Source organism: Streptomyces sp. NPDC002676 (genome assembly GCF_053592455.1).
Map to the genome: position 1 here is coordinate 135,923 of NZ_JBSFVT010000001.1, position 22,217 is coordinate 158,139.

Below are 22,217 nucleotides of genomic sequence, written 5' to 3' on the forward strand. Positions count from 1 at the left end.
GTCCGGGGTGCTGGTGGGTCCGCTGGTTCTCAGGCGGCCTCGGCTGCCGGTGGGTCCGCGGCTCCTCGGGAGACTCGCGGTGCCGGTGGTTCCGCCGCTTCGGGGCAGGCTTCGGCTGCGGGTGGGGCTGCTGCTTCCCGGGAGGTCCGGGGTGCTGGTGGGTCCGCTGGTTCTCAGGCGGCCTCGGCTGCCGGTGGGTCCGCGGCTCCTCGGGAGACTCGCGGTGCCGGTGGTTCCGCCGCTTCCGGGCAGACCCCGGCTGCCGGTGAGTCCGCCGGCTCCCGGGAGGCCTCGGCTGCCCCTGGGTCCGCCGGCTCCGCAGGGCGTTCTGACGCCGAGCAGCCTCAGTCGCCGGAGAGCACTCAGGTCCTCCGGCGCGTGAATGCGCCCAGGGCACCGCAGTCGCCCCAGTCGTCCCAGTCGCCCGCCCCCTCCGGCAAGGCCGGCCCCGCTGCTCAGGGCGCCGGGGACCGTCCCGCCGAGAGCACTCAGGTCCTCCGGCGTGTCAACGCACCCCGGAAGCCCGCGCCCGGCCAGCCCGGCGGCGAGGGTGCGGCCACCGCGGCCTCCGCGTCCGCCGGGGTGAACCCCGCTGCTGCCCGTACCCCCCGCCCGAACCCCGCCGCGGCCGGTGCCGAGGCCGCGCGTGGAGCCGTAATCGGCGCCGCCACCAAGTCGGCCTCCGCCGACGCGGCGACCCCCACCCCCTCCGCCGACGGCGGAGCCGGCGGTGGCAAGGGCAAGAAGCCCAAGCGGCCCAAGCGCACCGGCTGGCGGCGGATCATCCCCACCTGGCGCATGGTGCTCAGCACCTTCATCGTCGGCGTGCTGCTGCTCATCGGCCTGTTCTTCCTCGGCTACTCCCTCGTGAAGATCCCGCCGGCCAACGCCCTCGCCACCAAGCAGGCCAACGTCTACCTCTACGCCGACGGCTCCCAGATCGCCCGCGACACACGCGACAGCCAGGTCAACCGCGAGAACGTCAGCCTCGCCGAGGTCTCCAAGGACGCTCAGCACGCCGTACTGGCCGCCGAGGACCGCGACTTCTACTCCGAGTCCGGCGTCGACCCGAAGGCGATGCTGCGCGCCGCCTGGAACACGGCGACCGGCAAGGGCACCCAGTCCGGTTCGACCATCACCCAGCAGTACGTGAAGAACTACTACCTGGCCCAGGAGCAGACGCTCACCCGCAAGGCCAAGGAGTTCTTCATCGCGATCAAGCTGGACCGCAACAAGACCAAGAACGAGATCTTCGAGGGCTACCTCAACACCAGCTACTTCGGCCGCAACGCCTACGGCATCCAGGCCGCCGCCCAGGCCTACTACGGCATGGACGCCACCGACCTCGACCCGGCCCGCGCCGCCTACCTCGCCGCGCTCGTCAACGCGCCCAGCGAGTACGACGTCGTAGCCCACCCCGAGAACAAGTCCGCGGCCGTCGCCCGCTGGAACTACGTCCTCAACGGCATGGTCAAGAAGGGCTGGCTCAGCGAGGCCAAGCGCGCCGGCATGAAGTTCCCGATGCCGAAGGAGCAGACCGTCTCCACCGGCATGTCCGGCCAGCGCGGCTACCTCGTGGACGCGGTCAAGCACTACCTGATCACCAACAACATCATCAGCGCCGAGGAACTCGCGGCCGGCGGCTACCGCATCACCACCACCATCCAGAAGGACAGGCAGGACTCCTTCGTCAAGGCGGTGAACGACCAGCTGATCTCCAAGCTGGACAAGAAGAACAACAAGGCCGACACCTACGTCCGCGCCGGCGGCGCCTCCGTCGACCCCAAGACCGGCAAGGTCGTCGCCATGTACGGCGGCATCGACTACGTGAAGCAGTACACCAACGGCGCCACCCGCGGTGACTTCCAGGTCGGCTCGACCTTCAAGCCGTTCGTGTTCACCTCCGCGGTGCAGAACGGCTCGACCACCCAGGACGGCCGCCCCATCACCCCGAACACCTACTACGACGGCACCAACCAGCGCCCCGTGGAGGGCTGGGCCGGCGGCGCCTACGCCCCCGAGAACGAGGACCAGAAGTCGTACGGCCAGATCACCGTCCGCAAGGCCACCGACCTGTCGGTGAACGCGGTGTACGCCCAGATGGCCGTCGACGTCGGCCCCGCCAAGGTCAAGCAGACCGCGATCGACCTGGGCATCCCCTCCGGCACCCCGGACCTCAACCCGTACCCGTCCATCGCCCTCGGCACCGCCAACGCCAGCGTGCTGGACATGGCCGAGTCGTACGCGACCCTCGCCAACCACGGCAAGCACGGCACGTACACCATGGTCGAGAAGATCACCAAGGAGGGCACAGAGGTCAAGCTGCCCGGGCAGACGGTCAAGCAGGCCGTCACCCGCGAGGCCGCCGACACCACCACCTCCGTCCTGCAGAGCGTCGTCGACAACGGCACGGCGGTCGCCGCGCAGGCCGCGGGCCGCCCGGCGGCCGGCAAGACCGGTACCGCCGAGGAGGACAAGGCCGCCTGGTTCGCGGGCTACACCCCCGACCTGGCCACCGTCGTCGCCGTCATGGGCCAGGACCCGGTGACGGCGAAGCACGTGTCCCTCTACGGCGCCCTCGGCCAGCCCCGCATGAACGGCGGCGGCCCGCCCACCCAGATCTGGGCCCAGTACACGCGCGACGCGCTCCAGGGCAAGCCGGCGGCCGACTTCGACCTCCAGCTCCAGCAGGGCGCCGACCAGGTCGCACCGCCCACCGCCGACCCCTCGACCGAGCCCGGCACCAACGGCGGCCAGGACAACGGCGGCGGCACCACCGGCGACAACCAGGACAACGGCGGCACGACCGGCACCCCGACCGACGGCACCACCAACGGCAACCCCACCGACGGCGGCACGACGACGGACGGCGGCGGCACCACCGGCACCACCACCGACGGCGGCGGTACGACGACGGACGGCGGCGGCACCACCGGCACCACCACGGACGGCGGCGGTACGACCACCGGAGGCACCACCACAGGCGGTGCCACCGACGGCGGCGGCACCGACGGCGGCGGCACCGGCGGCCCGACGACAGGTGGCGGCCCCGGAGGCCCGACGACAGGCGGCGGAGCACTGTAGGACCGATAGCAAAGCAACGACAAAGAGGGCCGGTGACAACAGTCACCGGCCCTCAGCGTCTGTATCAGAGATACATCCCCGTGGATCAGAGATAAAGCCCCGTGGAGTCCTCCGACCCCTCAAAGCGGTCCGCGGCCACGGCGTGCAGATCACGTTCCCGCATCAGCACGTACGCCACGCCCCGCACCTCGACCTCGGCCCGGTCCTCCGGGTCGTACAGGACCCGGTCCCCGGGCTCCACGGTCCGGACGTTCTGCCCGACCGCGACGACCTCGGCCCAGGCCAGCCGCCGCCCGACGGCCGCCGTGGCCGGAATCAGGATCCCGCCCCCCGACCGGCGCTCGCCCTCACCGGTGTCCTGCTTGACCAGCACGCGGTCGTGCAGCATCCGGATGGGGAGCTTGTCGTGATGGGGGGTCCTGTGCTCGTTTCTGTTGGCGCTCACGCCTCGAACCTACCTGCCTCGACCACTCCGGTGCCCGCCCGGGGCACCGCCTCACTCAGTCCTTGTCACGCCGCCGCGACCCTAGGGCGAGCAGCCCCACGACCCCCACGACGACGAGCGCGGCGGGCACGACCCGCTCCATCCGGGGCGCGCCCTCCTCGTCCACGAACTGCGCCCGCACATCACTGACCAGGCGGTTCACCTGAACGTAGGCCCGTCCGACGGTGTGATCGATATGAGCGACGACCTTGGCCTTCGCGTCCCCGACGATCGTCGACGGGTGCACCCGCATCCCGATCTCGTCGAGCGTCTCCGCCAGCACTTCACGGCGGCGCTTGATGTCCGCCTCGATCTGCGCCGGGGTTCTCGTGTCCGACGTGTCCGCCACCGTACGGCCTCCGAAGTCTCCTGATGCTGTTCTGGACAGTCTGTCAGCTCCCGGCTTCGCCGCACGGCAAGGCCCCCCGGTTACGCTGTTCCGATGAGCGAGCGACTCCAGCCCGGGGACGTTGCCCCCGCCTTCACCCTCCCCGACGCCGACGGCAACGAGGTCTCCCTGTCCGCCCGCAAGGGCCGCAAGGTGATCATCTACTTCTACCCGGCGGCCCTGACCCCCGGCTGCACCAAGCAGGCCTGCGACTTCACGGACAACCTCTCCCTGCTGGCCGACGCCGGCTACGACGTCATCGGCATCTCCCCCGACAAGCCGGAGAAGCTGGCGAAGTTCCGCGAGAAGGAGTCCCTCAAGGTCACCCTCCTCGCCGACCCCGACAAGCAGGTCCTTCAGGCGTACGGCGCCTTCGGCGAGAAGATGAACTACGGCAAGAAGTACCTCGGCGTCATCCGCTCCACGGTGATCGTGGACGAGCAGGGCAAGGTCGAACGGGCCCTGTACAACGTCCGCGCCACCGGCCACGTGGCCAAGATCATCAAGGACCTGGGGATCTGACGATGTTGCCCGGCCGCTAGCATGGCCGGGCAACACCACGCGGCCGTGGTGGAATTGGCAGTCACGCTGGGTTTAGGTCCCAGTGGGGTAACTCCCGTGAGGGTTCGAGTCCCTCCGGCCGCACCAGGGCTCAGCCCAACAGCTCCCGCACCACCGGCACCAACGCCCGGAACGCCTTCCCCCGGTGGCTGATCGCGTTCTTCTCCTCGGGGCTCAGCTCGGCGCAGGTCCGGGTCTCGCCCTCCGGCTGGAGGATCGGGTCGTAGCCGAACCCGTTCGTGCCGGACGGAGCATGCCGCAGCGCACCCACCAGCCGCCCCTCGACCACCCGCTCCGTCCCGTCCGGCAGCGCCAGCGCCGCCGCGCAGGCGAAGTGCGCGCCCCGGTGCACGTCCGCGATGTCGGCGAGCTGGGCCAGCAGCAGCTCCAGGTTGGCCTTGTCGTCGCCGTGCTTGCCCGCCCAGCGGGCGGAGAAGATGCCCGGGGCGCCGTTCAGGACGTCGACGCACAGCCCGGAGTCGTCCGCGACCGCCGGGAGCCCCGTGGCCTGGGCGAGGGCGTGGGCCTTGAGCAGGGCGTTCTCGGCGAAGGTGACGCCGGTTTCCTTGACGTCGGGGATGTCCGGGTAGGCGTCGGCGCCGACCAGTTCGTGGGGGAGTCCGGCGTCGGCGAGGATCGCCCTCAGCTCGGTGATCTTTCCGGCGTTGCGGGTGGCGAGGATCAAGCGCGTCATGGAGGCCAGTATTCCTGGCCCCGCCCCCGCCCCCGAAGCGCGCCCGCTTCAGGCCCCCACGGCCTGCGAGATGACGTAGATCAGCAGACCCGCGAGCGAACCCACCACCGTGCCGTTGATCCGGATGAACTGGAGGTCGCGCCCGATGTGCGCCTCGATCTTGCGGGTGGTGTGCTCCGCGTCCCAGCCGGCCACGGTGTCGGTGATCAGCGAGGTGATCTCCCTGCGGTAGGTGGTGACGATGTGCACCGCCGCGCCCTCCACCCAGTTGTCGACCTTCTCCTGCACCTTCGGCTCGCTCGCCATCCGCGTGCCCAGGGACAGCAGCGCGGCCCGTACCCGCAGCCGCAGCTCGCTGCGCTCGTCCTCGGCCGCCGCGACGATCATCGACCGTACGGCGGTCCACGCGGAGGCGATGAGGTCCTGCACCTCGCCCCGCCCGAGCACCTCGCCCTTGAGCCGTTCCACCCGTGCGCGCGTGTCCGTGTCGGACTGGAGGTCGGAGGCGAAGTCGATGAGGAAGCGGTCGAGGGCGCCGCGGGCGGGGTGGGAGGGCATGTCGCGCATCTCGGCGCAGAAGCGCAGCAGCTCCTTGTAGACGCGTTCGCCGATCTTCCGGTCCACGAAGCGCGGGGTCCAGCCGGGGGCGCCGCCCTCGACGGCGTCCATCACGCTGTCGCCGTGCAGGACGAGCCAGTCGTGGGCGCGGGAGACGATCAGGTCGACGGCCCGTTTGTGGCCGCCGTCGGCGACGATCTTCTCCAGCATCTTGCCGAGGCCGGGCGCGATCTCCTGGGCGTCGGCGCGCCGGGTGATCGCCTCGCCGACGACGGCCTGGACGTCGGAGTCGCGCAGTACGGCCAGCGCGCCGCGGAGGGCGGTCGCCAGCTCGGCGGTCACCCGGTCCGCGTGTTCGGGTACGGCGAGCCAGGCGCCGAGGCGGCTGCCGATGCCGACGGCGCGCAGCCGTTGCCGTACGACGTCCTCGGAGAGGAAGTTCTCGCCGACGAACTCGCCGAGGGAGACCCCGAGCTGGTCCTTCTTGGTGGGGATGATCGCGGTGTGCGGGATGGGCAGGCCGAGGGGGTGGCGGAAGAGGGCGGTGACGGCGAACCAGTCGGCCAGCGCGCCGACCATGCCGGCCTCGGACGCCGCGGCCACGTATCCGGCCCAGGGCCCGGCGCCCGCCTGGTCGGCCCATTTGGCCAGGACGTACACCACCGCCACGAACAGCAACATCCCGGTCGCCGTCAGCTTCATGTGCCGTACCCCGCGCCGGCGCTCCTCGTCGGCGGGGGTGAAGGCGGTCATGGTCCGGTACGACGCGACCCGGGCCGGTGTTCCGGTCTCGGTAGGTTCCATCAGCTCCACCGTTCAGCTCCACCGCTCGGCGTTCGGTGATCCCGCAGACAATTGTCCCTGCATGACCGACTACCGGAACGGAACGGAAGTTCCCGGCGTCTGTGTGACATGGGGCGGGCAGCCTTCTTACGAGGACTGACGAGGACTGACGGGGACCGACGGACCGGGCCGCCAGGGCCGACCAGGTGTTTCCGGCAGGCCGCTGCCATCCCTCTTCAGCCCATGACGCATCATGGGCTGATCAGACCGGAGCCTCGGGCTCCACTCTGCCCGAGGAGAACAACAACAGCGTGACCAGGCGTCATGACGGGGGTGCGGCGCCCGCTGCCAAGCCGCCGAAGGCCGGCGCCCCCGCGAAGCACCGTGCGGTCCTGAGCGCGCTCGTCGCGCTGGTCGTGGCCCTGTCGGCGGTCATCTACGTCGTCGTGGCGGCCGACGACGGCACCCCGCAGAACACCATCGCCGGCAACCGCCCGCACCACGACTCCTCCGCCGCCCCCGCCTCCACCGGCGCCTGGGTCGGTTCCTGGGCGACCGCTCCGGTGGGCGGCGAGCCGGGCACCGAGACGGCGGGCCTGGCGGGCCACTCGGTGCGCAACGTCGTCCACGCGAGCACGGGCGGGACGGCCGCCCGGGTCACCCTCTCCAACCTCTACGGCCAGTCGCCGCTGACGATCACGCACGCGTCCATCGCCCTGGCGGCGGGCGAAGACACCGCCGCTGCCGCTGCGGAAACGATGCGCCGGCTGACCTTCAACGGCAGCACCACCGTCGTCATCCCGCCCGGCGCCCAGACGGTGAGCGACCCCGTCCGCCTTGCCATCCCGCACGACACGAACGTCCTGGTCACCTCGTACTCGCCCACCCCCTCGGGCCCGGTCACGTACCACCTCCGCGCCCGCCAGCTGTCGTACGTCGCCGACGGCGACCGCACCGAGGACGCCACCGGCACCCCGTACACCGAACAGACCCCGTACTGGCGCTACTTGACGGCCCTGGACGTGCTGAGCAACGAGTCCACCGGCACGGTCGTGGTCTTCGGCGACTCCATCACCGACGGCATCACGTCCACCGTCGGCGCCAACCACCGCTGGCCGGACGTCCTGTGGGGCCGGCTGCGCACGGCGGTCACGGGCGGCGAGCAACTGCCGCGCTACAGCGTCGTGAACGAGGGCATCAGCGGCAACCAGGTCCTGGCGAACGGCCTGGGCCGCCCCGCCGAGAACGAGAGCGGCGTGACCCGCTTCACGCGCGACGCGCTCTCCCGCCCGAACGTAAAGGTCGTGGTCATCGACCTGGGGATCAACGACATCCTCCGCAACCCCCGCCTCGCCGACCCGAACCGCATCACCGCGGGCCTGCGCACCCTGGTCCGCCAGGCCCACGCCCGCGGTCTGAAGGTCGTGGGCGCCACCCTGATGCCCTTCAAGGGCCACCGAGGCTGGACGAAGCCGAGGGAGGCGGTACGCCAGCAGGTCAACGCCCAGATCAGGGCGGGGCGGGTGTACGACGAGGTGGTCGACTTCGACAAGGCCCTCCGGGACCCCTACGACCCGCGCAGCCTGCGCCCCGAGTACGACTCCGGCGACCACCTGCACCCCAGCGACCTGGGCTTCCGCAAGATGGCGGAGACCTTCGACCTGTGGTCGCTGGAGGGCGCGGGGCGGGCGGAGCTGTAGACGGTTCCGGTTCCTGCCGGTGTCCGGTCAGGCTCCCGTCGTGGACCCCGGCCGGACGATCATCAGGACCGTCACGGCGGCCCACAACAGGTTGAACAGCCCGGTGACCATGGCGAGTCGCACGGTCTGCGCCCGGCTGCCGACGGTGCCGTCGCTCCCCATGGCCTCGCTCCCGGTGCCGCTCACGAGGGCTGTCTGGGCGGGCAGCACCAGCGCGGCCATGACGACGGCGGCGAGACCCGTCAGCACGATCGAGGCGATGAGCCACCCGCTCCCGAGCACGCCCATCTGACCGGCGGTGGCGAACCCGAAGACGGGGACGACGACACCGGCGACGGCGTAGACCCGGCAGATCCGGTGCAGGAGCTGGAGTGTCGCGGCGGCGCGCAGGTCACCCGGCTCGGCGAGGGCCCGCCGCGCGGCGGGCGGAAACATGCTGGCGGCGACGGTGACGGGCCCGATGGCGACGATCGCGGCGAGGACGTGGACGGCGAGGAGGAACTTGGTCACGGGGGGACGGTAGGCGGGGAAGGGGATCACACAGAAGTGGCGAGATTGCCATCACTCAACGGATTCCCGCCAGCCAGGTCGCCACGAATACCGCCTGACACGGCTTCCTGCCATCCCCCCGCTTGGCGACATTCCGCCGCCCGGCTACCTTCCTGCCATGCACACCGTGGCCGTCCTGGCGCTTGACCAGGTGATCCCGTTCGACCTCTCCGTGCCGATCGACACCTTCGGCTGGGCGAGACTGCCGGACGGCCGCCCCGCGTACCGGGTGCGGGTCTGCGCCCCGGAGCCGGAGGTGGGGGCGGCTGCCGGCGCCTTCGCGGTGCGGGCGTCGTACGGCCTGGAGGCGCTGACGGACGCGGACACGATCATCCTGCCGGGGGTGGCGGACCTCTCCGTGCCGCTGCCGCCGGGCGTGGCGGAGGCGCTGCGCGCGGCGGCTGCCGACGGCACGCGTATCGCGTCGATCTGCGTCGGCGCGTTCGTGTTCGCGGCCACCGGCCTGCTGGACGGCCTGCGCGCGACGACTCACTGGCATGCGGCGGCGGAGTTGGCGGCGAGGTATCCGAGGATCGAGGTCGACCCGAACGTCCTCTACGTCGACAACGGCCAGTTCCTCACCTCGGCGGGCGCCGCCGCGGCCCTGGACATGTGCCTGCACATGATCCGCAAGGACCACGGCTCGGCGGTGGCGGCGCACGCGGCCCGCATGTCGGTCATGCCCCTTGAACGAGAGGGCGGCCAGTCCCAGTTCATCGTCCACGACCTGCCCCCGGCCCCGGCGGGCGCGACCCTCGAACCCCTCCTGACCTGGCTGCAGGACAACTGCGACCGCGACCTCACACTGGACGAGATCGCGGCGCGGGCAAGGATGAGCAGCCGCACCCTGAACCGCCGCTTCCGCGAACAGACCGGCACGACACCGGTGCAGTGGCTGCACCGGGCACGGATACGACGCGCCCAGTACCTCCTGGAGACGACACCGCACCCGGTGGAGCGGATCGCCACCCAGGCGGGTTTCGGCTCACCGACGGCATTCCGGGAACGCTTCCGAAGGGTGGTGGGGACGAGCCCACAGGCCTACCGGAGGGCGTTCCGGGAGGGGGCGCCGTAAGCCCGCACGGGCGCCCCTGGGGCTGGCTGCGCCCTGGGTCCGACGGTGCCCCTGGGTGTGCTCAGGCGTGCTCAGGCCTTGCGGTCGGCGACGGCCCAGGAGGCAAGGGCCACAGCCCCGGCGACACCGAACACGGACGGCCAGGCACCGACCTTCTTGGCCAGCGGATGGGACCCGGCGAAGGCGGCGACGTACGCGGCGGTCAGCGCCCCCGCGGCCTTCCCCCCGGCCTGCTGCCGCCACTGCTGCGCGGCGGCGACCCCCGCGACGGCCAGCACGGCCCCGCCGAGCTGCCGCTTCTTCGTCCAACGGGCGACGCCGTAACCCCCGACGAGCCCAGTGGCGGCGACCACCGCGCTGGGAACCTTGGCCATGAGTGCCTCCTCGTGTCCCTGTTGTCTGTGCTGTCGTGATTCTCGCCCGAGGCTAACGCGCAGCCAGGCACCGCCTTCGGTCGGGCCCCTCAGACCCGTCCGAGCGGCCGATGCGCTCCCTCAGGAAGCTTGACCTTGGTGTCAATGGCGAGGAGTCGTATCGTCCGCTTGACCAGCGGTAGCGCGGCCCGCAGCCGCTTGTTCCAGTCAGGCTGCTCCGGCACGCACGGGAACATCGAGCCGAGGCGGGAGCGGACGAACCGCAGCCACCTGGACTCCGAGGCAAGGCGCAGCATCGCCTGGGCAACCGCGAGGCAGATGAGCCCGGAGTCCGTCAACCGCGGCGGGCGACCCAGCCATCGGGTATCTCCGATCTCATCGTCGATCTTCACGCACAGCGCGGTGAGCAGGCCTTCAGGTCATTCATCACAGATCGATCTTGGATGCCCTGTCCGTGTTCCCGGACACACCGTCAGCGTTCGGAGCGGCTCGCATGGGCTCTGCCCGGAGGATGCACCTCGGGTTCGAGGGTGGCGGTGCACGGCTGGCGGCATGAGGGGCCAAAGCAGTGCGCACGGGTGCGATGGCAGGATGACGGCATGGTTTCGAATCAGCCGTGGACGGGGTTTCACGGTGACCTGCTGGCAGCGAAGGCATTGGTGTACGACCCGAGCGGTTTCGTCTGCTCGCTGCCGGTTCCCGAACTGGAGAGTGCCGAGTACGCGGCGTGCGCGTTCACGCTCGATGACCGCTCGGTTCGGTTCCGCGTGGCCAAGACCACCCCGTCGAAGGTGGGCCAGTTCGTCACCGTGTGGCAGCGGTCTGAAGAGGGGCCGATCCGGCCCTTCGACGCCGACGACGGAGTGGACCTCTTCGTCATCAGCAGCTGCGACGACGACGGCTTCGGACAGTTCGTGTTCCCGCGCGAGGTGTTGTGCGAGCGCAACATCGTCTCCTGTGACGGCTCCGGCGGGAAGCGCGGATTCCGCGTCTACCCGCCGTGGGTGACCACGACCAACCGGCAGGCCCGCAGCACGCAGGCATGGCAGGTGAACTACTTCTTCAACCTCGGTCAGGACGGGCTTGCCGACCTGACTCTCGCCCACGCCCTCTACCACCCATAGGTGCCCGCTGCGCGACGGCGTCCGGCGACCTGGAACAGCATGGCGGCCGGACCTTCGAGGGCGTTGCCGCCCGCGTCGCCCAGCGCGTCCTCGCGCTGGCCGCAGCGGTCTGGCACAACCACAAGATCCGGCAGCCTGTCATGCGATCCCTGATCGCCTACGACCACTGATCACATCGGAATGACTCGTCTAGTTACTGAGCCATGCGGCCGGTTTCCCTGGACCGCCTCACTGAAGCAGGTGGTCCGCCTTACCGGCCTTGATGTCCAGGATCATGGTCTGCAGGGCGTCTCGGCTGTCCATGATGAAATGGTCCTCCTGGCCACTCACCGCTATGTACGCATTGCCAGCCCCATCGACTCCCAGCCGGAAGCACGAGTTCCCTTCGCCGCAGAACGGATCTTCCCACTGGATCTCGGGCATAGCGTCTCCTACAGTTCGCGTGCGATGGCTTGGATGAAGTCCCTTGAACCGTCGGGAGGCAGCGCCAAGTCCTCCATTCGGTCCAAGTGGGCCCGGTACTTGGCTAGTTCGGCCTCTGCGTACAGGAAGTCAGGGCCGTGAGAGTTGTCGATCTGCACGGTGTCTAGCTGCTTTGTCGGCCCTTCGGCGTACAGGACCGTCTGCCCTGCCCCGGGAAACGCGCCCTGGGCAGACGGGACGACCAAAATGGTCACGCCGTCCTTCTCAGACTGAGCGAGCAAGTATTCGAGCTGTTCGCGGGAGACCCGAGGCCCTCCGAACTGCATGCGTAGCGCTGCTTCGTGCACGATGCCGGTGAAGGTCGGGGCAGCGTCAGCAGTGAGTACGTCTTGGCGCTGGTGAGGGCGTTCCGGGAGGGGGCGCCGTAAGCCCGCACGGGCGCCCTGGGGCCGACGGCGCCCCTGAGTGTGCTCAGGCCTTGCGGTCGGCGACGGCCCAGGAGGCAAGGGCCACAGCCCCGGCGACACCGAACACGGACGGCCAGGCACCGACCTTCTTGGCCAGCGGATGGGACCCGGCGAAGGCGGCGACGTACGCGGCGGTCAGCGCCCCCGCGGCCTTCCCTCCGGCCTGCTTTCGCCACTGCTGCGCGGCGGCGACCCCCGCGACGGCCAGCACGGCCCCGCCGAGCTGCCGCTTCTTGGTCCAACGGGCGACCCCGTAACCCCCGACGAGCCCACTGGCGGCGACCACCGCGCTGGGAACCTTGGCCATGAGTGCCTCCTCGTGTCCCTGTTGCCTGTGCTGTCGTGATTCTCGCCCGAGGCTAACGCGCAGCTAGACACCGCCTTCGGTTGGGCCCTCGCGTCGAGTGGATGACGGACCGCGACAACCCGAGCGCTCGGGCCTTCTACAAGTCCCTCGGCTTCGCGGAGTTCGACGGCAAGATCGTCTACCGGGTGGACGCGGGGACCGCCTGAGCATGAGCCCAGCGGTGAAGGAGAAGGGCGGTGAACGGGGCAGGCTCTCACCGCGGAAGGTCGGCAGCGTTCTGGTCTCAGGACTGCGCGACTGAGCGAATCATCTGAGACTTCAGCGTTCGAACTGGCCCCTCCGCAGTGCCCGCGAGAACGCGAGCCAGGCCGTGCCTCGGACTGCGACGACGGGCCCGCTGCCGTGTTCTGGCGCCGTCCTCGGTCAGCTACGCCAGCGACCTTCGCAACGCGTCGACCAGTGACGTCGCACGCATATCGTTGGGGCCCCCGATGATGTTGTTCATCGCATAGCCGAACGCGATGCCGTGCTCCGGGTCGGCAAAGCCGAGCGAGCCGCCTCGACCGGTGTGGCCGAAGGAGTTCCGCCCGATCATGGGGTTGGTCTCGGTAGGCAGCATGTATCCGGAGCTGAATCGGCTGGGGATCAGCATCACCTGGTCCATTCCGCTGGCCTGCTCTTTGGACGCCGATTCCAGAGTTTGCGGGCTCAGCAGGCGCACGCCGTCCACGTCGCCGATCAGTGCTGCGTACATGCGCGCCACGCCGCGTGCGGTGCCGATGCCATTGGAGGCAGGGAGTTCCGCGGCCTGCGCCTCAGGCGAGTCAAAGTCGATCTCGGGAGGGTCGGTGACCGCGTACGCTCTGTTGCTGAACGAGTTCGGGTCGCGCCACGCGGCAACCCGTTCGCGGAGTTCTTCGGGAACCGACTCGGCGGGCACAGTGGTGAGGTCAACGTCAGGCCGCTGGTACACCATGCGGCTGACCCGGTCGCGTTCACGCGCTGGCAGTCCGATGAAGAAGTCCAGCCCGAGGGGGGCGGCGATCTCGTCGGCGAAGAAGCGGCCCGGCGTGCGGCCGGACACTCGGCGGATCACCTCGCCGACAAGCCAGCCCCAGGTCCGACCGTGATACCCGTGCGCCGTGCCCGGAGCCCACAGAGGGCGCTGAGCAGCCAGCGCGGCCGCCATCGGATGCCAGGCCAACGCCTCGTTCAGCGGGACCGGTCGATCCAGTGCGATCAAGCCAGCCTGGTGGGACAGGAGCCAGCGCACCGGGATGTCCGCCTTGCCGTTCGCAGCGAACTCCGGCCAGTACCTGGCCACCGGCGCGTCCAAGTCCAACGCACCGCGCTGGGCCAGCATGTGCGCCGCGGTCGCGGTCGCCCCCTTGGTAGCCGAGTAGACCAGTTGCAGCGTGTCCCGCGCCCAAGGACGACCGGTCTCGGCATCAGCGACGCCACCCCACAGGTCCACCACCGGTCGGCCGTACCGGTACACGCACACTGCCGCGCCGATGTCCCCGTGCCGGGCGAAGTTCGCCGCGAACGCCTCACGCACCGGTTCGAACCCAGCCGCGACCTCACCGTCGATCGTCGTCATGCCGTCCATCCTGGCACTGGGACCGCCTGCTCCGAGAGGGCGGGCTCACCCTCGAAATCTGAGGCCGGTGACTGTCACGCCGCGACGGGCAGTGCTTGAAGGCGCTCGCGGAACTCACGGACAGCGGGGACGGACTTGCGTGGTTCGAGCCGTGCGGAGAACTCCTTCAAGCGCTCCAGAGCCCGTACGGAGCTGACACTGCTCTCCAGGAGCCCGGCACCGTAGTTCGCGGCGTCCAGTGCCCCCTCCAGGTCGCCGCCGGCGAGCCGGGCCTCGGCCAGGCGGCTGGAGCGTACGGCCTTGTCCCGGGGAGCCGCGCTCTTCACGGAGGTCTCCAGGGCACCCGTTGCGCGCTCCACCTGCCCTGACCGCAGCAGGACTTTACCCTCGGTCGACTTCAGTTGGGCCTCGCCGAACCATTCGAGCCAGTCCGGGTTCTCCTCCGCTGTGTGGCGCTCCCAGAGGGACACGGCGCGGTTGAGCGCCTTTCCGGCTTTCTGGTGGTCACCGTCGCGTGACAGTGCCTCGGCCTTGTGCAGGTAGAGGAAGGACTGCGTGTACGGCGCCAGCGTTCGAGGGGCGTTGTCGATGGCGGTCGAGATGAGGTCGACGCGTTCGGCGGTCCGTCCGGCCTCGGAAACGTGAACGCCCATCTCCGCGAGGATGAAGGCGCCGAAGGCATCGTCTCCAGCGGTACGGGCGCTGCGGAGGGCCCCGACGTAGTACCGCTGGCCGGCGGACCGCAGCCCTGCGTCGTAAGCCATCCAGCCGGTCAGGTGCGACGCCCGGGCCGCAAGGGCGTAGAGGCGGATTCGGATGTTCTCCGTGTACCTGCCCGCGCTCAGGAGACCGGTGACCAGGGCGAGATCGCCGCGTGCCTGCTCCAGGAGCCTGGCCCCTCCGAGCTGGTCGTCGAGGGTGCGGAGCGTGCTGATGCGCTGCTCGATCGTCGAGACCATCGTGTCTGTGACCCGGTCTCCGTTGAGGACCGAGGCGAAGACGGAGGGAGCGTCCACCCAACTCGCCGCGAGGCCCGTCAGGGCGGCGCCGGTGATCGTGAGAAAGCCCCGGCGGTCCATGCGGCCACTTCCCACGAGTTCGGACAACGCCTCAACGGTACCGGCCTCGGTCCACGGGGCGGTGAGCCCTGTCACCTCCCAGACTGGAAGCCACCGGGGCCACCCTTGCTCCCGTACCTGCTCATACGGGACGTGCAGCAGGTCGGCGAGTACGCGCTGGGCGTCCGCGTCCGGCTCCTGTCCCTGCTCCCACTTCCATACGGTCGTCCGGTTGGTCGCGAGCGGGATTCCGAGTGACCGCCCGTGCGCCTGCATGAGTCGGGCGAACTCGGCCTTCCCCCATCCGCGCGTCTGGCGGAGGAAGCTCAGCGGGTGGACTGCTAACGGGTCACCAGGCACGTCATCACTCCCTCATCCCCTCACGGAGTAGTGGCGAGGCTACTTCGCGTGTCCGCATACGGGGAGGGCGTCCCCACGAGGAACCCCCTAGAAACGTTCCGCCTTGGCCGCTGGGGCCGTTGACTGAGTATCAGCCGCTCACGGAGAACGCACAGGTCGTCCACTCCCGGAACGGTTCCTCAGATCGGCGGCTCCGTCCCCGTTTCCCCGTCGGAGGCGGAGCCGCTCTCCAGCCCTTCGGAGGCGTCCGTCATGCCCACGCTCGTCCATCGATTCGTCCTCGCGGGTACGGAAAGGGACGTGCCCCTCGCCCGGCGCAAGGTCGTCGACAAGGTGCGTACGTGGGGCGTGCCGTTGGACGACGAGACGGCTGACGTCATCCGTCTCGTTGCCTCCGAGCTGATCACCAACGCGGTGGTCCATGGGGAGGGGGCCGTCACCGTCGCGCTGTACCACCGGCCCGGCCGCGTGGTGATCGACGTTCTTGATGACAACCCATCGGCTCCGACAACGAGTTGTGCGCAGGCCGACGACGAGAGCGGGCGCGGTCTGGCGCTGGTGAGATGCCTCGCTTCGCGGTGTGCCTGGGAGCCATCCGGCCGCGGAAAGCACGTATGGGCGGAGATCGCTCTCCCCATAACGGCGCCCGCCATCCGAGCCGCCCTTCTGCGCCGGCTATTCGTGCCGCGGCAGAAGCGCAGGGTCGTAGCCGAGCCCGAGACGCTCAACCTGGCAGTCGCGTGATGGGACGGCACGCATTACGAGCCGCTCCGCCTCCTGATCCCGATGTGGTGTTCCGGCCCACCCGCCGCGACATCGACCCCGTCACAGGGGAGCCCACTGCATACGCGCTGTGGGACCGCCATGAGTGGCAGGTGCGTGGCGAGTGCTGGCTGTGGTGCGGACGTGATGACGTCGAGGTGACGTGGATCGGGCCGGTCCGGTCGAGCGGTATGCACGCGGATCTCTTCTCTTGCCGCGCGTGTCTTTACGCACTGGACCAGCGCGTCCTGGAGACCAACATGCGCCAGGACACGGCCGTCCTGCCGATGAACCGCCGACCTGTCCGGCCGTAGGCCCAGCACTGCGGCTCATCGCGCCACTCGATGACCGCCGCCCCACGGAATTCCATCTCTCCCACGGCCGTGGGGCGGCCACGACCTCCCGCCAGATCCCTGGCGGGAGACCCGAAGAGGAAGGAGTACGAGGTGGAAGAGCGCATGGCACCGCCTCCGGCCCGCAGTGGCCTCCTGGTGGCGGTGGAAGAGCTGACCGTCGTCCACGACCGCTACGACAGCCTCCGGTCGGACAATGCCGGGAGTTCCGGCGACGCGCCGTGGCCGGGCGGCGACGGCAACCTGCACGACAGCGAGTAGGCACCAAGCGGCGGGGGCCGGCACGACCGGCCGTGTCGGCCCCCACCGTGTCCGAATCACGTGGTCGAACCCATGGAGGACGCAGCGATGGAACATCAGTTGATCAGCGCCATCGAGACAGCGCTCGGATGGAGCGGAGCGGACGGGCTGGGCAAGGGCTTCGTACGCGGCAGCTTGGATGACCCCGCACTCGTTTCCCGCATCATGACTCCGAACCGCCTGCTCGACATCGCGATGCGCAGGAGCCTGAACCGCCCGCAGTTCCGGTGCTTCCAGAAGGGCCAGGAAGTCCACCCGGCCATCTACTACACCGACAGCGTCAGTCCTCGCGGCCAGAGCATCCCCATCGTCAACATGCGCAGCCTGGGAAGGCTCTTACGGGAAGGCGCGACGCTGATCCTGGATCAGGCCAACGTCTTCGATCCGACGATGGAGGTCGCCTGCCGAGCCTTGCAGTGGTGGACCCACGAGCGAGTCCAGGTCAACGCGTACCTGACGACGAACGACGCCGCTGGCTTCCCTCTGCACTGGGACGACCACGACGTGGTGATCGTCCAGCTCGCAGGTGAGAAGGAGTGGGAGGTGCGCGCGGCCTCCCGCAAGGTCCCGATGTACCGGGATTCCGACCCCAACAACACTCCGGGCGACGAGATCATCTGGTCCGGGGTCATGCGGACCGGTGACGTCATGCACATCCCCCGAGGCCACTGGCACCAGGCCACACGGACCGGCAGGGGCTCCGGCAAGAGCCTTCACGTCACGTTCGGCATTACCAAGCGCACGGGAGCGAGCTGGTTGGCGTGGCTGGCCGACTGGTGCCGCGAGCGAGAGGTTTTTCGGCACGACCTGGACCGCTGGCAGGGAACCGGCGGCGAAGCCCTGGCCGAGGCCGCCGCCCAACTGGTCGGCGAACGCTCCCCGGCCGACTTCCTGGCCGCGTACGAGCAGGAGACCGCGCTGCCTCGGCATGTGCCGTTCCTCGACATGCTCGGGCCGCTCGACGTCGTGGTGTGCACCACCCACTTCCCTCCGTGGATCCAGGAGAACGGGGAGACCGTCGACGTCGTGGCCTCAGGGAAGAAGCTCACCCTCACGGCAAAGGCCCTGCCCGCACTGCGTTTGCTGCTGAGCGGCAAGCCGGTCCCGTTGGAGCGGGCCGCAGCCGTTGCCGGGGCCGAAGTGACGGTGCTCGCCGAGATCCTGGTGGAGGAGGACCTGTGCGCGGTGCTGACCCCCGAGTTGTCCTCGGGCTACACCGGTCTCGTCACGAACGCCGTCTCCTGACCGGAGCGCTGGACCTCGGTGTCACCGCGCTCGATACCAGCACCAACTACCTCGGCTTCCGCTCGCATCAGATCCTGGCGCGGACAGCCGGTGACCTGCTGCCGAAGTTCACGGTCTCCACGAAGGTCGGCTATTTCCCGGGGCCGGAGGGGGTGGAGCACTCCCTGGATCCCGTACGGCTGCACGCGGCTGTGGAACAGGCGGCCGAGGACCTTGGACGGGAGCCGAACCTGGTATTCCTGCACAACCCGGAACACTCGCTCCGTGAAGCCGCTTCTCACCACCAGGACGTACTGGCGCAGGCGTGCACCGCCCTCGACGACGCGACAGCGAAGGGTCTGTGCGCCGCCTGGGGCGTCGCGTCCTGGGATCCGTCGCCACTGCCGACCCTGATCGACACGACCGCACCGAGACCATCGGTCCTCATGGTCCGCGCCGGTTTGCTTGTCGGAGCCAGAACGCTGGATGCCTCAGACGCCCTCACCAAGGCATGGGACCTGGGCGACGGCGAGGTGTGGGGGATGAGCCCGTTCGGAGGCAACACTGGCGCGCCGGTGTGGGCCAGGATCGACCCACGCGTCTTCCTCCGGGACGGCAGTCGGCTCACCCGCGTGCAGGCGGCGTTCAGAGCCGCATATCACCTCCCGCGGGTCGACTCCGTCGCCGTGGGCAGCGATGAGCCCGCCCATCTGGGCGAACTCGTAGGCGCCCTGGCCGGCGAGGTCGAGGAGCGGGCCATCCAGGAGTACCGGATTCTCCTTCGGGAGCGCTCGCGCGGTCAGCCTGCCTGAAGGTCCTTGATGACCTGCTCGGCCATGCGCTGCGCGGGATCCAGCCGGGGATCCTCCGGATGCGCGTACGGCCCGAGGATCTTTGAGCAGACGAACAGCGTCATCAGCTTGCCGTCCCGGCTCCCGAAGTCGGACCGGCGCTCGTGCCGTACGCGATCGGCCAGAGCCGGGATGGCAAGGGAACTTGCCCACAGCGAAGCGGAGTCCAGCCCCAGGGGCGCAATCCCCCAGTCCTCCCAATCGAAAAGGCTGAATGTCGGCGCTGTCACATTGGCCCAGTTCAGGTCTGCGTGGGCAGGTACCCACTGCTCGACGGTCGTATCGACGTCGCCAGAGAAGACACCGCAGATGGACTCGGTGACGAGTGCCTGGGTGATGGTGACGGTGTCCGGCGTGGCGACTCGCTTTGTGTCCTGGGCCGCGAGGGCGTCCAACGAGGTGTTGAGTGCTCGCCACCATTCATCCAGCAGAACCGGGGTTTCGCTGAGCACAGCGGTTCCGATCGGCGTTCCAGGTAGGAGTTCCGTCTCGTCGGCCCGCCACATCACGGGCTCCTCCGAGTCCTGCCAGACCACGCACCCGAGCCATGCGGGCTGCATGATGCCCCCAAGGCGCGCGGCACACTCCGTGCCGTTCCAGCCCTGGACCCCGATGCTGTCGATCGGCCGTCTCTCGACACGTACCCACGTGCCGCGATCGGTTCGCGCTCCGACTGTGCGGCGCTTACGCACCATCGTGTTGCGATCCAGGGCAGTCTGAAGCGACCGCTCTACATGATCGAGCACTTGATCAACCGTTTCGACCCGAAGGTCGACAGATCGAGCTGATGCCGAGAGCGTCATAAGGGCGACCGTAGCAGCGGGACGCTTCGCCGAGGGCGCCGCTTGGCAAGCCGAGCAGTTGTTGACCCAACAGAGACAAAGGTGCCGTACTCCCGGGTCTCATCTGCGAGGCATTCACCGACGTCGAAGACGATGCGCCAATCATGTCCGCACTTCAGCCTTCGAACTGACCCTTCCGCAAGGCCTCCGAGAACGTGTGCCAGGCCGGGCGCCGGACGGTGATGACGGGCCCGTTGCCGTTCTTCGAGTCGCGCACGAGGACGCCATACGGGATGTGGGCAGCCTCCACGCACTCTGTCGCGTTGCCGCCGCTGTACGACGACTTGAACCACCTTGGCTCGGGGGCGGGCTGAGGGCCGGCGGACATTCACAGCTCCTTCAGGGCGCGATGGATCACGGCGGAGGAGGCCTCCATGTCCAACGCTTGTGCCTGGAGGTACTCGAACGCAAGTCTGTATCGGCCCAGTTCCTCGTCCTTCTCCAGGAAGAGGGAGCCTGTATGGAAGTCGACGTACACCACATCAAGGGTTGGCTCGGGGCCGCCGATGATGACGAAGCTGCCCAGTGCGGCGGCATGGGCTCCCTTCGAGAAGGGCAGCACTTGGAGCGTGATGTGAGGGGACTCGTTCGCTTCGAGCAGTCGATCGAGCTGATCCTTCATGGTCTGAGGTGACCCGACTACGCGGCGGATGACGGACTCGTCGAGGATCGCCCACAGACGCGGCGGCTTCGAGCGGGTGAGGATCTCCTGCCGCTTCATACGGATGTCGACCAGACGGTCGATCTCCGCCTGCTCCAGGGGTACTTCGTTGGCCTTCTGTAGTGCCGTGCTGTAGGCCCGCGTCTGGAGGAGGCCGGGGACGTAGACACAGGAGAAGTGACTCTCGCGCACGGCTTCGTCCTCAAGGGTGAGCAACAGGTTCATGCTCTCGGGGATGGAGTCTGCGAACGAGTTCCACCAGCCTTGCTGCTTTGCGTCCTTCGCTAGACCGACAACGCTTTTTCGTTCGACCTCAGTTGCTCCGTACTCACGGCACAGCGCCTCAATGACGATCCACTTGACCGGTCCCGCTTGGGTTTCGTAGCGGCTGACCGTCGCCTTCGAGACGCCGACAAGCCGCCCGGCCTCCTCAAGAGTCAACCCCTTGCGGGCACGCAACTTACGCATCATGGCGCCCAGTTGGCGCCGACGCGTTGTGGTCCGTTCCGACATTCGGCTCCTCTTCCCCGCGGGTCTATGGCCGGTGAAATCCTCGCCAGGCTAGGCAGGGCGAGGCGCGACAGCCACCAGATTCACCCGATGGGTTCTCGTGAGAAGTTACATGGCAAGACTTCTCTATGCCATGCTCAAACCAGTTCGCTACGCAGCGCAGCCGTGCAGACACGGCAGGCGCAGCGCGCGCGTGGCCCGGGAGGGAGGAGTGACCGTGCCTGGCTACGACGACACCGAACCTCGATTCCGCTGCGTGTTGCCCTTCGAGGCAGCGCCGGCGGAAGTGCGTCTGCTCAGGAGCGCTGCCGTCAGACAGCTGATCCAGTGGGGAACCCCGGTTGACGTGGATGAGGCCGCCCTGCTTGTCACCGAGCTGGCGACCAACGTCGTCAAGCACGTCGGCGAGGGTGTCTCAGCGACGCTGATCCTTGAACGCAGAGGTGAGCGGCTGCGACTTGAAGTGCACGACAAGGGGAGCACCCTGCCGACGCTGAATACTTCGGGCTGCGATGACGAATGTGGCCGGGGTCTGCATCTTCTGGCGTCCCTCGCGACTGACTGGGGAACGGTGCTGACCGCCGTCGGCAAAGCGGTCTGGTGTGAAGTGGCGGTGGGTTCCAGTCGGGACTGCGTGCGTATTGAGCGGGCGGCGGAGGCGCTGCAGTACTACAACGGTCCAGCCAGTGCGGCTGCGCTGACGGGGTTCGGGTGGGTCACCGTCCTGGAAGAGTCCGCCGTCGAACTGATTGCGGACCTGCTCCATTGGTCCGCCGCCCGAGGCCATGATCCAGACGACATCCTGGATCGCGCTCAGATGCACTACGAGGCAGAAGCGGGCGCGGCCTGAGCTGATGTGACAGGTCGCAACTTCTCTTCCGGCTGAGCCCGTACAGGCGCTGGGTGCGGACCACCAGTAGCGGCAGCAGCGTCGGCTCGGTGCGCTCGGCGTGGCGTTCCCGCAGTCAGCTGAACTGCACGCTTCGGGCAGGAGCCCATCCACGAGACCGGTTACCTCGGGATCGCCGGTCTGGCGGCCGGCGTGGGCATGCATCTGTTGCCCGCGCGCAGGAGGTGGTGGGATGACCGCGCGGCGTCCGATAAGCGTGGGGCGATGCCCACACC

23 protein-coding genes, 1 tRNA gene and 3 pseudogenes are annotated in these 22,217 nt (G+C 69.0%); 12 read left to right on the plus strand and 15 right to left on the minus strand.

The genetic code is table 11. The annotated features are described in order from the left end of the window. The first annotated feature begins 378 nt into the window (after positions 1-378). A complete protein-coding gene (locus tag ACWD3E_RS00600) occupies positions 379-3,084 on the plus strand; it encodes a transglycosylase domain-containing protein (RefSeq protein WP_451385355.1) in 2,706 nt (901 codons plus the stop codon). An 85-nt stretch (positions 3,085-3,169) separates the two neighbouring features. Here the strand turns inward: ACWD3E_RS00600 and ACWD3E_RS00605 are convergent, their stop codons facing one another. Both ACWD3E_RS00605 and ACWD3E_RS00610 read right to left on the minus strand, forming a co-directional pair. Then, positions 3,170-3,472, minus strand: a complete 303-nt coding sequence (locus ACWD3E_RS00605; protein WP_076089203.1) for a GroES family chaperonin — start codon at positions 3,470-3,472, stop codon at positions 3,170-3,172. A 112-nt stretch (positions 3,473-3,584) separates the two neighbouring features. After that, on the minus strand, positions 3,585-3,917 hold the full coding sequence (locus tag ACWD3E_RS00610) for a DUF3618 domain-containing protein (RefSeq protein ID WP_451385356.1): 333 nt from the start codon (positions 3,915-3,917) through the stop codon (positions 3,585-3,587). A 93-nt stretch (positions 3,918-4,010) separates the two neighbouring features. On the opposite strand from ACWD3E_RS00610, the gene bcp reads away from it, so the two are divergent. Together bcp and ACWD3E_RS00620 are read left to right on the plus strand one after the other, a co-directional pair. After that, positions 4,011-4,478: a thioredoxin-dependent thiol peroxidase gene (gene bcp / locus ACWD3E_RS00615; RefSeq protein ID WP_451385357.1), complete on the plus strand. Its 468-nt coding sequence runs from the start codon at positions 4,011-4,013 to the stop codon at positions 4,476-4,478. Between the two features lie 39 nt (positions 4,479-4,517). Continuing rightward, a tRNA-Leu gene (locus tag ACWD3E_RS00620) sits at positions 4,518-4,604 on the plus strand. A gap of 4 nt (positions 4,605-4,608) precedes the next feature. On the opposite strand, the gene rdgB is transcribed toward ACWD3E_RS00620, so the two are convergent. Both rdgB and ACWD3E_RS00630 read right to left on the minus strand, forming a co-directional pair. Continuing rightward, positions 4,609-5,211 carry an RdgB/HAM1 family non-canonical purine NTP pyrophosphatase gene (gene rdgB, locus ACWD3E_RS00625; RefSeq protein ID WP_451385358.1) on the minus strand — a complete coding sequence of 201 codons (603 nt, stop codon included), beginning with the start codon at positions 5,209-5,211 and terminating at the stop codon, positions 4,609-4,611. A gap of 48 nt (positions 5,212-5,259) precedes the next feature. After that, complete coding sequence (locus ACWD3E_RS00630; protein ID WP_451385359.1) at positions 5,260-6,573, minus strand: DUF445 domain-containing protein; 1,314 nt, start codon at positions 6,571-6,573, stop codon at positions 5,260-5,262. Positions 6,574-6,863: 290 nt separating this feature from the next. Between ACWD3E_RS00630 and ACWD3E_RS00635 the strand changes: the two genes are divergently transcribed. Next, complete coding sequence (locus ACWD3E_RS00635; RefSeq protein ID WP_451385360.1) at positions 6,864-8,252, plus strand: SGNH/GDSL hydrolase family protein; 1,389 nt, start codon at positions 6,864-6,866, stop codon at positions 8,250-8,252. Positions 8,253-8,279: 27 nt separating this feature from the next. On the opposite strand, the gene ACWD3E_RS00640 is transcribed toward ACWD3E_RS00635, so the two are convergent. Beyond that, positions 8,280-8,762, minus strand: a complete 483-nt coding sequence (locus tag ACWD3E_RS00640; protein ID WP_451385361.1) for a DUF2269 family protein — start codon at positions 8,760-8,762, stop codon at positions 8,280-8,282. A gap of 157 nt (positions 8,763-8,919) precedes the next feature. Here ACWD3E_RS00640 and ACWD3E_RS00645 point away from each other — a divergent pair, with 157 nt between their 5' ends. Then, on the plus strand, positions 8,920-9,876 hold the full coding sequence (locus ACWD3E_RS00645; RefSeq protein ID WP_451385362.1) for a GlxA family transcriptional regulator: 957 nt from the start codon (positions 8,920-8,922) through the stop codon (positions 9,874-9,876). Between the two features lie 71 nt (positions 9,877-9,947). On the opposite strand, the gene ACWD3E_RS00650 is transcribed toward ACWD3E_RS00645, so the two are convergent. Both ACWD3E_RS00650 and ACWD3E_RS00655 read right to left on the minus strand, forming a co-directional pair. After that, on the minus strand, positions 9,948-10,250 hold the full coding sequence (locus tag ACWD3E_RS00650; RefSeq protein ID WP_451385363.1) for a hypothetical protein: 303 nt from the start codon (positions 10,248-10,250) through the stop codon (positions 9,948-9,950). 137 nt (positions 10,251-10,387) lie between these two features. Further along, positions 10,388-10,660 (minus strand): annotated as a pseudogene (locus ACWD3E_RS00655) (IS982 family transposase); the annotation flags it as partial. Positions 10,661-10,849: 189 nt separating this feature from the next. Between ACWD3E_RS00655 and ACWD3E_RS00660 the strand changes: the two are divergent. Together ACWD3E_RS00660 and ACWD3E_RS00665 are read left to right on the plus strand one after the other, a co-directional pair. Beyond that, a complete protein-coding gene (locus ACWD3E_RS00660) occupies positions 10,850-11,374 on the plus strand; it encodes a MepB family protein (protein ID WP_451385364.1) in 525 nt (174 codons plus the stop codon). Between the two features lie 29 nt (positions 11,375-11,403). After that, a pseudogene (locus tag ACWD3E_RS00665) lies at positions 11,404-11,544 on the plus strand (IS982 family transposase); the annotation flags it as partial. Positions 11,545-11,602: 58 nt separating this feature from the next. On the opposite strand, the gene ACWD3E_RS00670 reads toward ACWD3E_RS00665, so the two are convergent. From ACWD3E_RS00670 to ACWD3E_RS00690, 5 genes and pseudogenes are all read right to left on the minus strand, one after another. Further along, positions 11,603-11,797 carry a hypothetical protein gene (locus ACWD3E_RS00670; RefSeq protein ID WP_451385365.1) on the minus strand — a complete coding sequence of 65 codons (195 nt, stop codon included), beginning with the start codon at positions 11,795-11,797 and terminating at the stop codon, positions 11,603-11,605. Between the two features lie 8 nt (positions 11,798-11,805). Next, a pseudogene (locus tag ACWD3E_RS00675) lies at positions 11,806-12,195 on the minus strand (DUF5753 domain-containing protein); the annotation flags it as partial. A 73-nt stretch (positions 12,196-12,268) separates the two neighbouring features. Then, positions 12,269-12,571 carry a hypothetical protein gene (locus ACWD3E_RS00680; RefSeq protein ID WP_451385366.1) on the minus strand — a complete coding sequence of 101 codons (303 nt, stop codon included), beginning with the start codon at positions 12,569-12,571 and terminating at the stop codon, positions 12,269-12,271. 427 nt (positions 12,572-12,998) lie between these two features. Continuing rightward, positions 12,999-14,171 (minus strand): serine hydrolase domain-containing protein, encoded by a 1,173-nt coding sequence (locus ACWD3E_RS00685; RefSeq protein ID WP_451385367.1) that lies wholly within the window; start codon positions 14,169-14,171, stop codon positions 12,999-13,001. Positions 14,172-14,245: 74 nt separating this feature from the next. Beyond that, positions 14,246-15,589 (minus strand): transcriptional regulator, encoded by a 1,344-nt coding sequence (locus ACWD3E_RS00690; RefSeq protein ID WP_451385368.1) that lies wholly within the window; start codon positions 15,587-15,589, stop codon positions 14,246-14,248. 252 nt (positions 15,590-15,841) lie between these two features. Here ACWD3E_RS00690 and ACWD3E_RS00695 point away from each other — a divergent pair, with 252 nt between their 5' ends. The 4 genes from ACWD3E_RS00695 to ACWD3E_RS00710 all read left to right on the plus strand — a co-directional run bounded on the left by ACWD3E_RS00695 (position 15,842) and on the right by ACWD3E_RS00710 (position 19,040). Continuing rightward, positions 15,842-16,333, plus strand: a complete 492-nt coding sequence (locus ACWD3E_RS00695) for an ATP-binding protein (RefSeq protein ID WP_451385369.1) — start codon at positions 15,842-15,844, stop codon at positions 16,331-16,333. A gap of 464 nt (positions 16,334-16,797) precedes the next feature. Next, positions 16,798-16,965 (plus strand): hypothetical protein, encoded by a 168-nt coding sequence (locus tag ACWD3E_RS00700; RefSeq protein ID WP_451385370.1) that lies wholly within the window; start codon positions 16,798-16,800, stop codon positions 16,963-16,965. Positions 16,966-17,052: 87 nt separating this feature from the next. Further along, on the plus strand, positions 17,053-18,249 hold the full coding sequence (locus ACWD3E_RS00705; protein WP_451385371.1) for a JmjC domain-containing protein: 1,197 nt from the start codon (positions 17,053-17,055) through the stop codon (positions 18,247-18,249). Continuing rightward, positions 18,183-19,040: an aldo/keto reductase gene (locus ACWD3E_RS00710; RefSeq protein ID WP_451385372.1), complete on the plus strand. Its 858-nt coding sequence runs from the start codon at positions 18,183-18,185 to the stop codon at positions 19,038-19,040. The genes ACWD3E_RS00705 and ACWD3E_RS00710 overlap by 67 nt, the downstream gene beginning before the upstream one ends. Here ACWD3E_RS00710 and ACWD3E_RS00715 read toward each other — a convergent pair. The 3 genes from ACWD3E_RS00715 to ACWD3E_RS00725 all read right to left on the minus strand — a co-directional run bounded on the left by ACWD3E_RS00715 (position 19,028) and on the right by ACWD3E_RS00725 (position 21,095). Further along, positions 19,028-19,882, minus strand: coding sequence for a hypothetical protein (locus ACWD3E_RS00715; RefSeq protein ID WP_451385373.1), 855 nt, complete (start codon positions 19,880-19,882; stop codon positions 19,028-19,030). The genes ACWD3E_RS00710 and ACWD3E_RS00715 overlap by 13 nt on opposite strands. A gap of 154 nt (positions 19,883-20,036) precedes the next feature. Then, positions 20,037-20,249 (minus strand): DUF397 domain-containing protein, encoded by a 213-nt coding sequence (locus ACWD3E_RS00720; protein WP_451385374.1) that lies wholly within the window; start codon positions 20,247-20,249, stop codon positions 20,037-20,039. Then, positions 20,250-21,095 carry a helix-turn-helix domain-containing protein gene (locus tag ACWD3E_RS00725; protein WP_451385375.1) on the minus strand — a complete coding sequence of 282 codons (846 nt, stop codon included), beginning with the start codon at positions 21,093-21,095 and terminating at the stop codon, positions 20,250-20,252. A 214-nt stretch (positions 21,096-21,309) separates the two neighbouring features. Between ACWD3E_RS00725 and ACWD3E_RS00730 the strand changes: the two genes are divergently transcribed. Next, the gene (locus ACWD3E_RS00730; RefSeq protein ID WP_451385376.1) at positions 21,310-21,942 is read left to right on the plus strand and encodes an ATP-binding protein; all 633 of its coding nucleotides are present in this window, start codon (positions 21,310-21,312) and stop codon (positions 21,940-21,942) included. The last annotated feature ends 275 nt before the right edge of the window (positions 21,943-22,217 follow it).

Bases quoted from the DNA above. Each gene is read 5' to 3' on its own strand.
- ACWD3E_RS00605 (WP_076089203.1), bottom strand. From the start codon at position 3,472: ATGCTGCACGACCGCGTGCTGGTCAAGCAGGACACCGGTGAGGGCGAG.
- ACWD3E_RS00670 (WP_451385365.1), bottom strand. From the start codon at position 11,797: ATGCCCGAGATCCAGTGGGAAGATCCGTTCTGCGGCGAAGGGAACTCG.
- ACWD3E_RS00705 (WP_451385371.1), top strand. From the start codon at position 17,053: ATGGAACATCAGTTGATCAGCGCCATCGAGACAGCGCTCGGATGGAGC.
- rdgB (WP_451385358.1), bottom strand. From the start codon at position 5,211: ATGACGCGCTTGATCCTCGCCACCCGCAACGCCGGAAAGATCACCGAG.
- ACWD3E_RS00645 (WP_451385362.1), top strand. From the start codon at position 8,920: ATGCACACCGTGGCCGTCCTGGCGCTTGACCAGGTGATCCCGTTCGAC.
- ACWD3E_RS00720 (WP_451385374.1), bottom strand. From the start codon at position 20,249: ATGTCCGCCGGCCCTCAGCCCGCCCCCGAGCCAAGGTGGTTCAAGTCG.
- ACWD3E_RS00715 (WP_451385373.1), bottom strand. From the start codon at position 19,882: ATGACGCTCTCGGCATCAGCTCGATCTGTCGACCTTCGGGTCGAAACG.
- bcp (WP_451385357.1), top strand. From the start codon at position 4,011: ATGAGCGAGCGACTCCAGCCCGGGGACGTTGCCCCCGCCTTCACCCTC.
- ACWD3E_RS00680 (WP_451385366.1), bottom strand. From the start codon at position 12,571: ATGGCCAAGGTTCCCAGCGCGGTGGTCGCCGCCAGTGGGCTCGTCGGG.
- ACWD3E_RS00630 (WP_451385359.1), bottom strand. From the start codon at position 6,573: ATGGAACCTACCGAGACCGGAACACCGGCCCGGGTCGCGTCGTACCGG.
- ACWD3E_RS00660 (WP_451385364.1), top strand. From the start codon at position 10,850: ATGGTTTCGAATCAGCCGTGGACGGGGTTTCACGGTGACCTGCTGGCA.
- ACWD3E_RS00725 (WP_451385375.1), bottom strand. From the start codon at position 21,095: ATGTCGGAACGGACCACAACGCGTCGGCGCCAACTGGGCGCCATGATG.
- ACWD3E_RS00650 (WP_451385363.1), bottom strand. From the start codon at position 10,250: ATGGCCAAGGTTCCCAGCGCGGTGGTCGCCGCCACTGGGCTCGTCGGG.
- ACWD3E_RS00685 (WP_451385367.1), bottom strand. From the start codon at position 14,171: ATGACGACGATCGACGGTGAGGTCGCGGCTGGGTTCGAACCGGTGCGT.
- ACWD3E_RS00695 (WP_451385369.1), top strand. From the start codon at position 15,842: ATGCCCACGCTCGTCCATCGATTCGTCCTCGCGGGTACGGAAAGGGAC.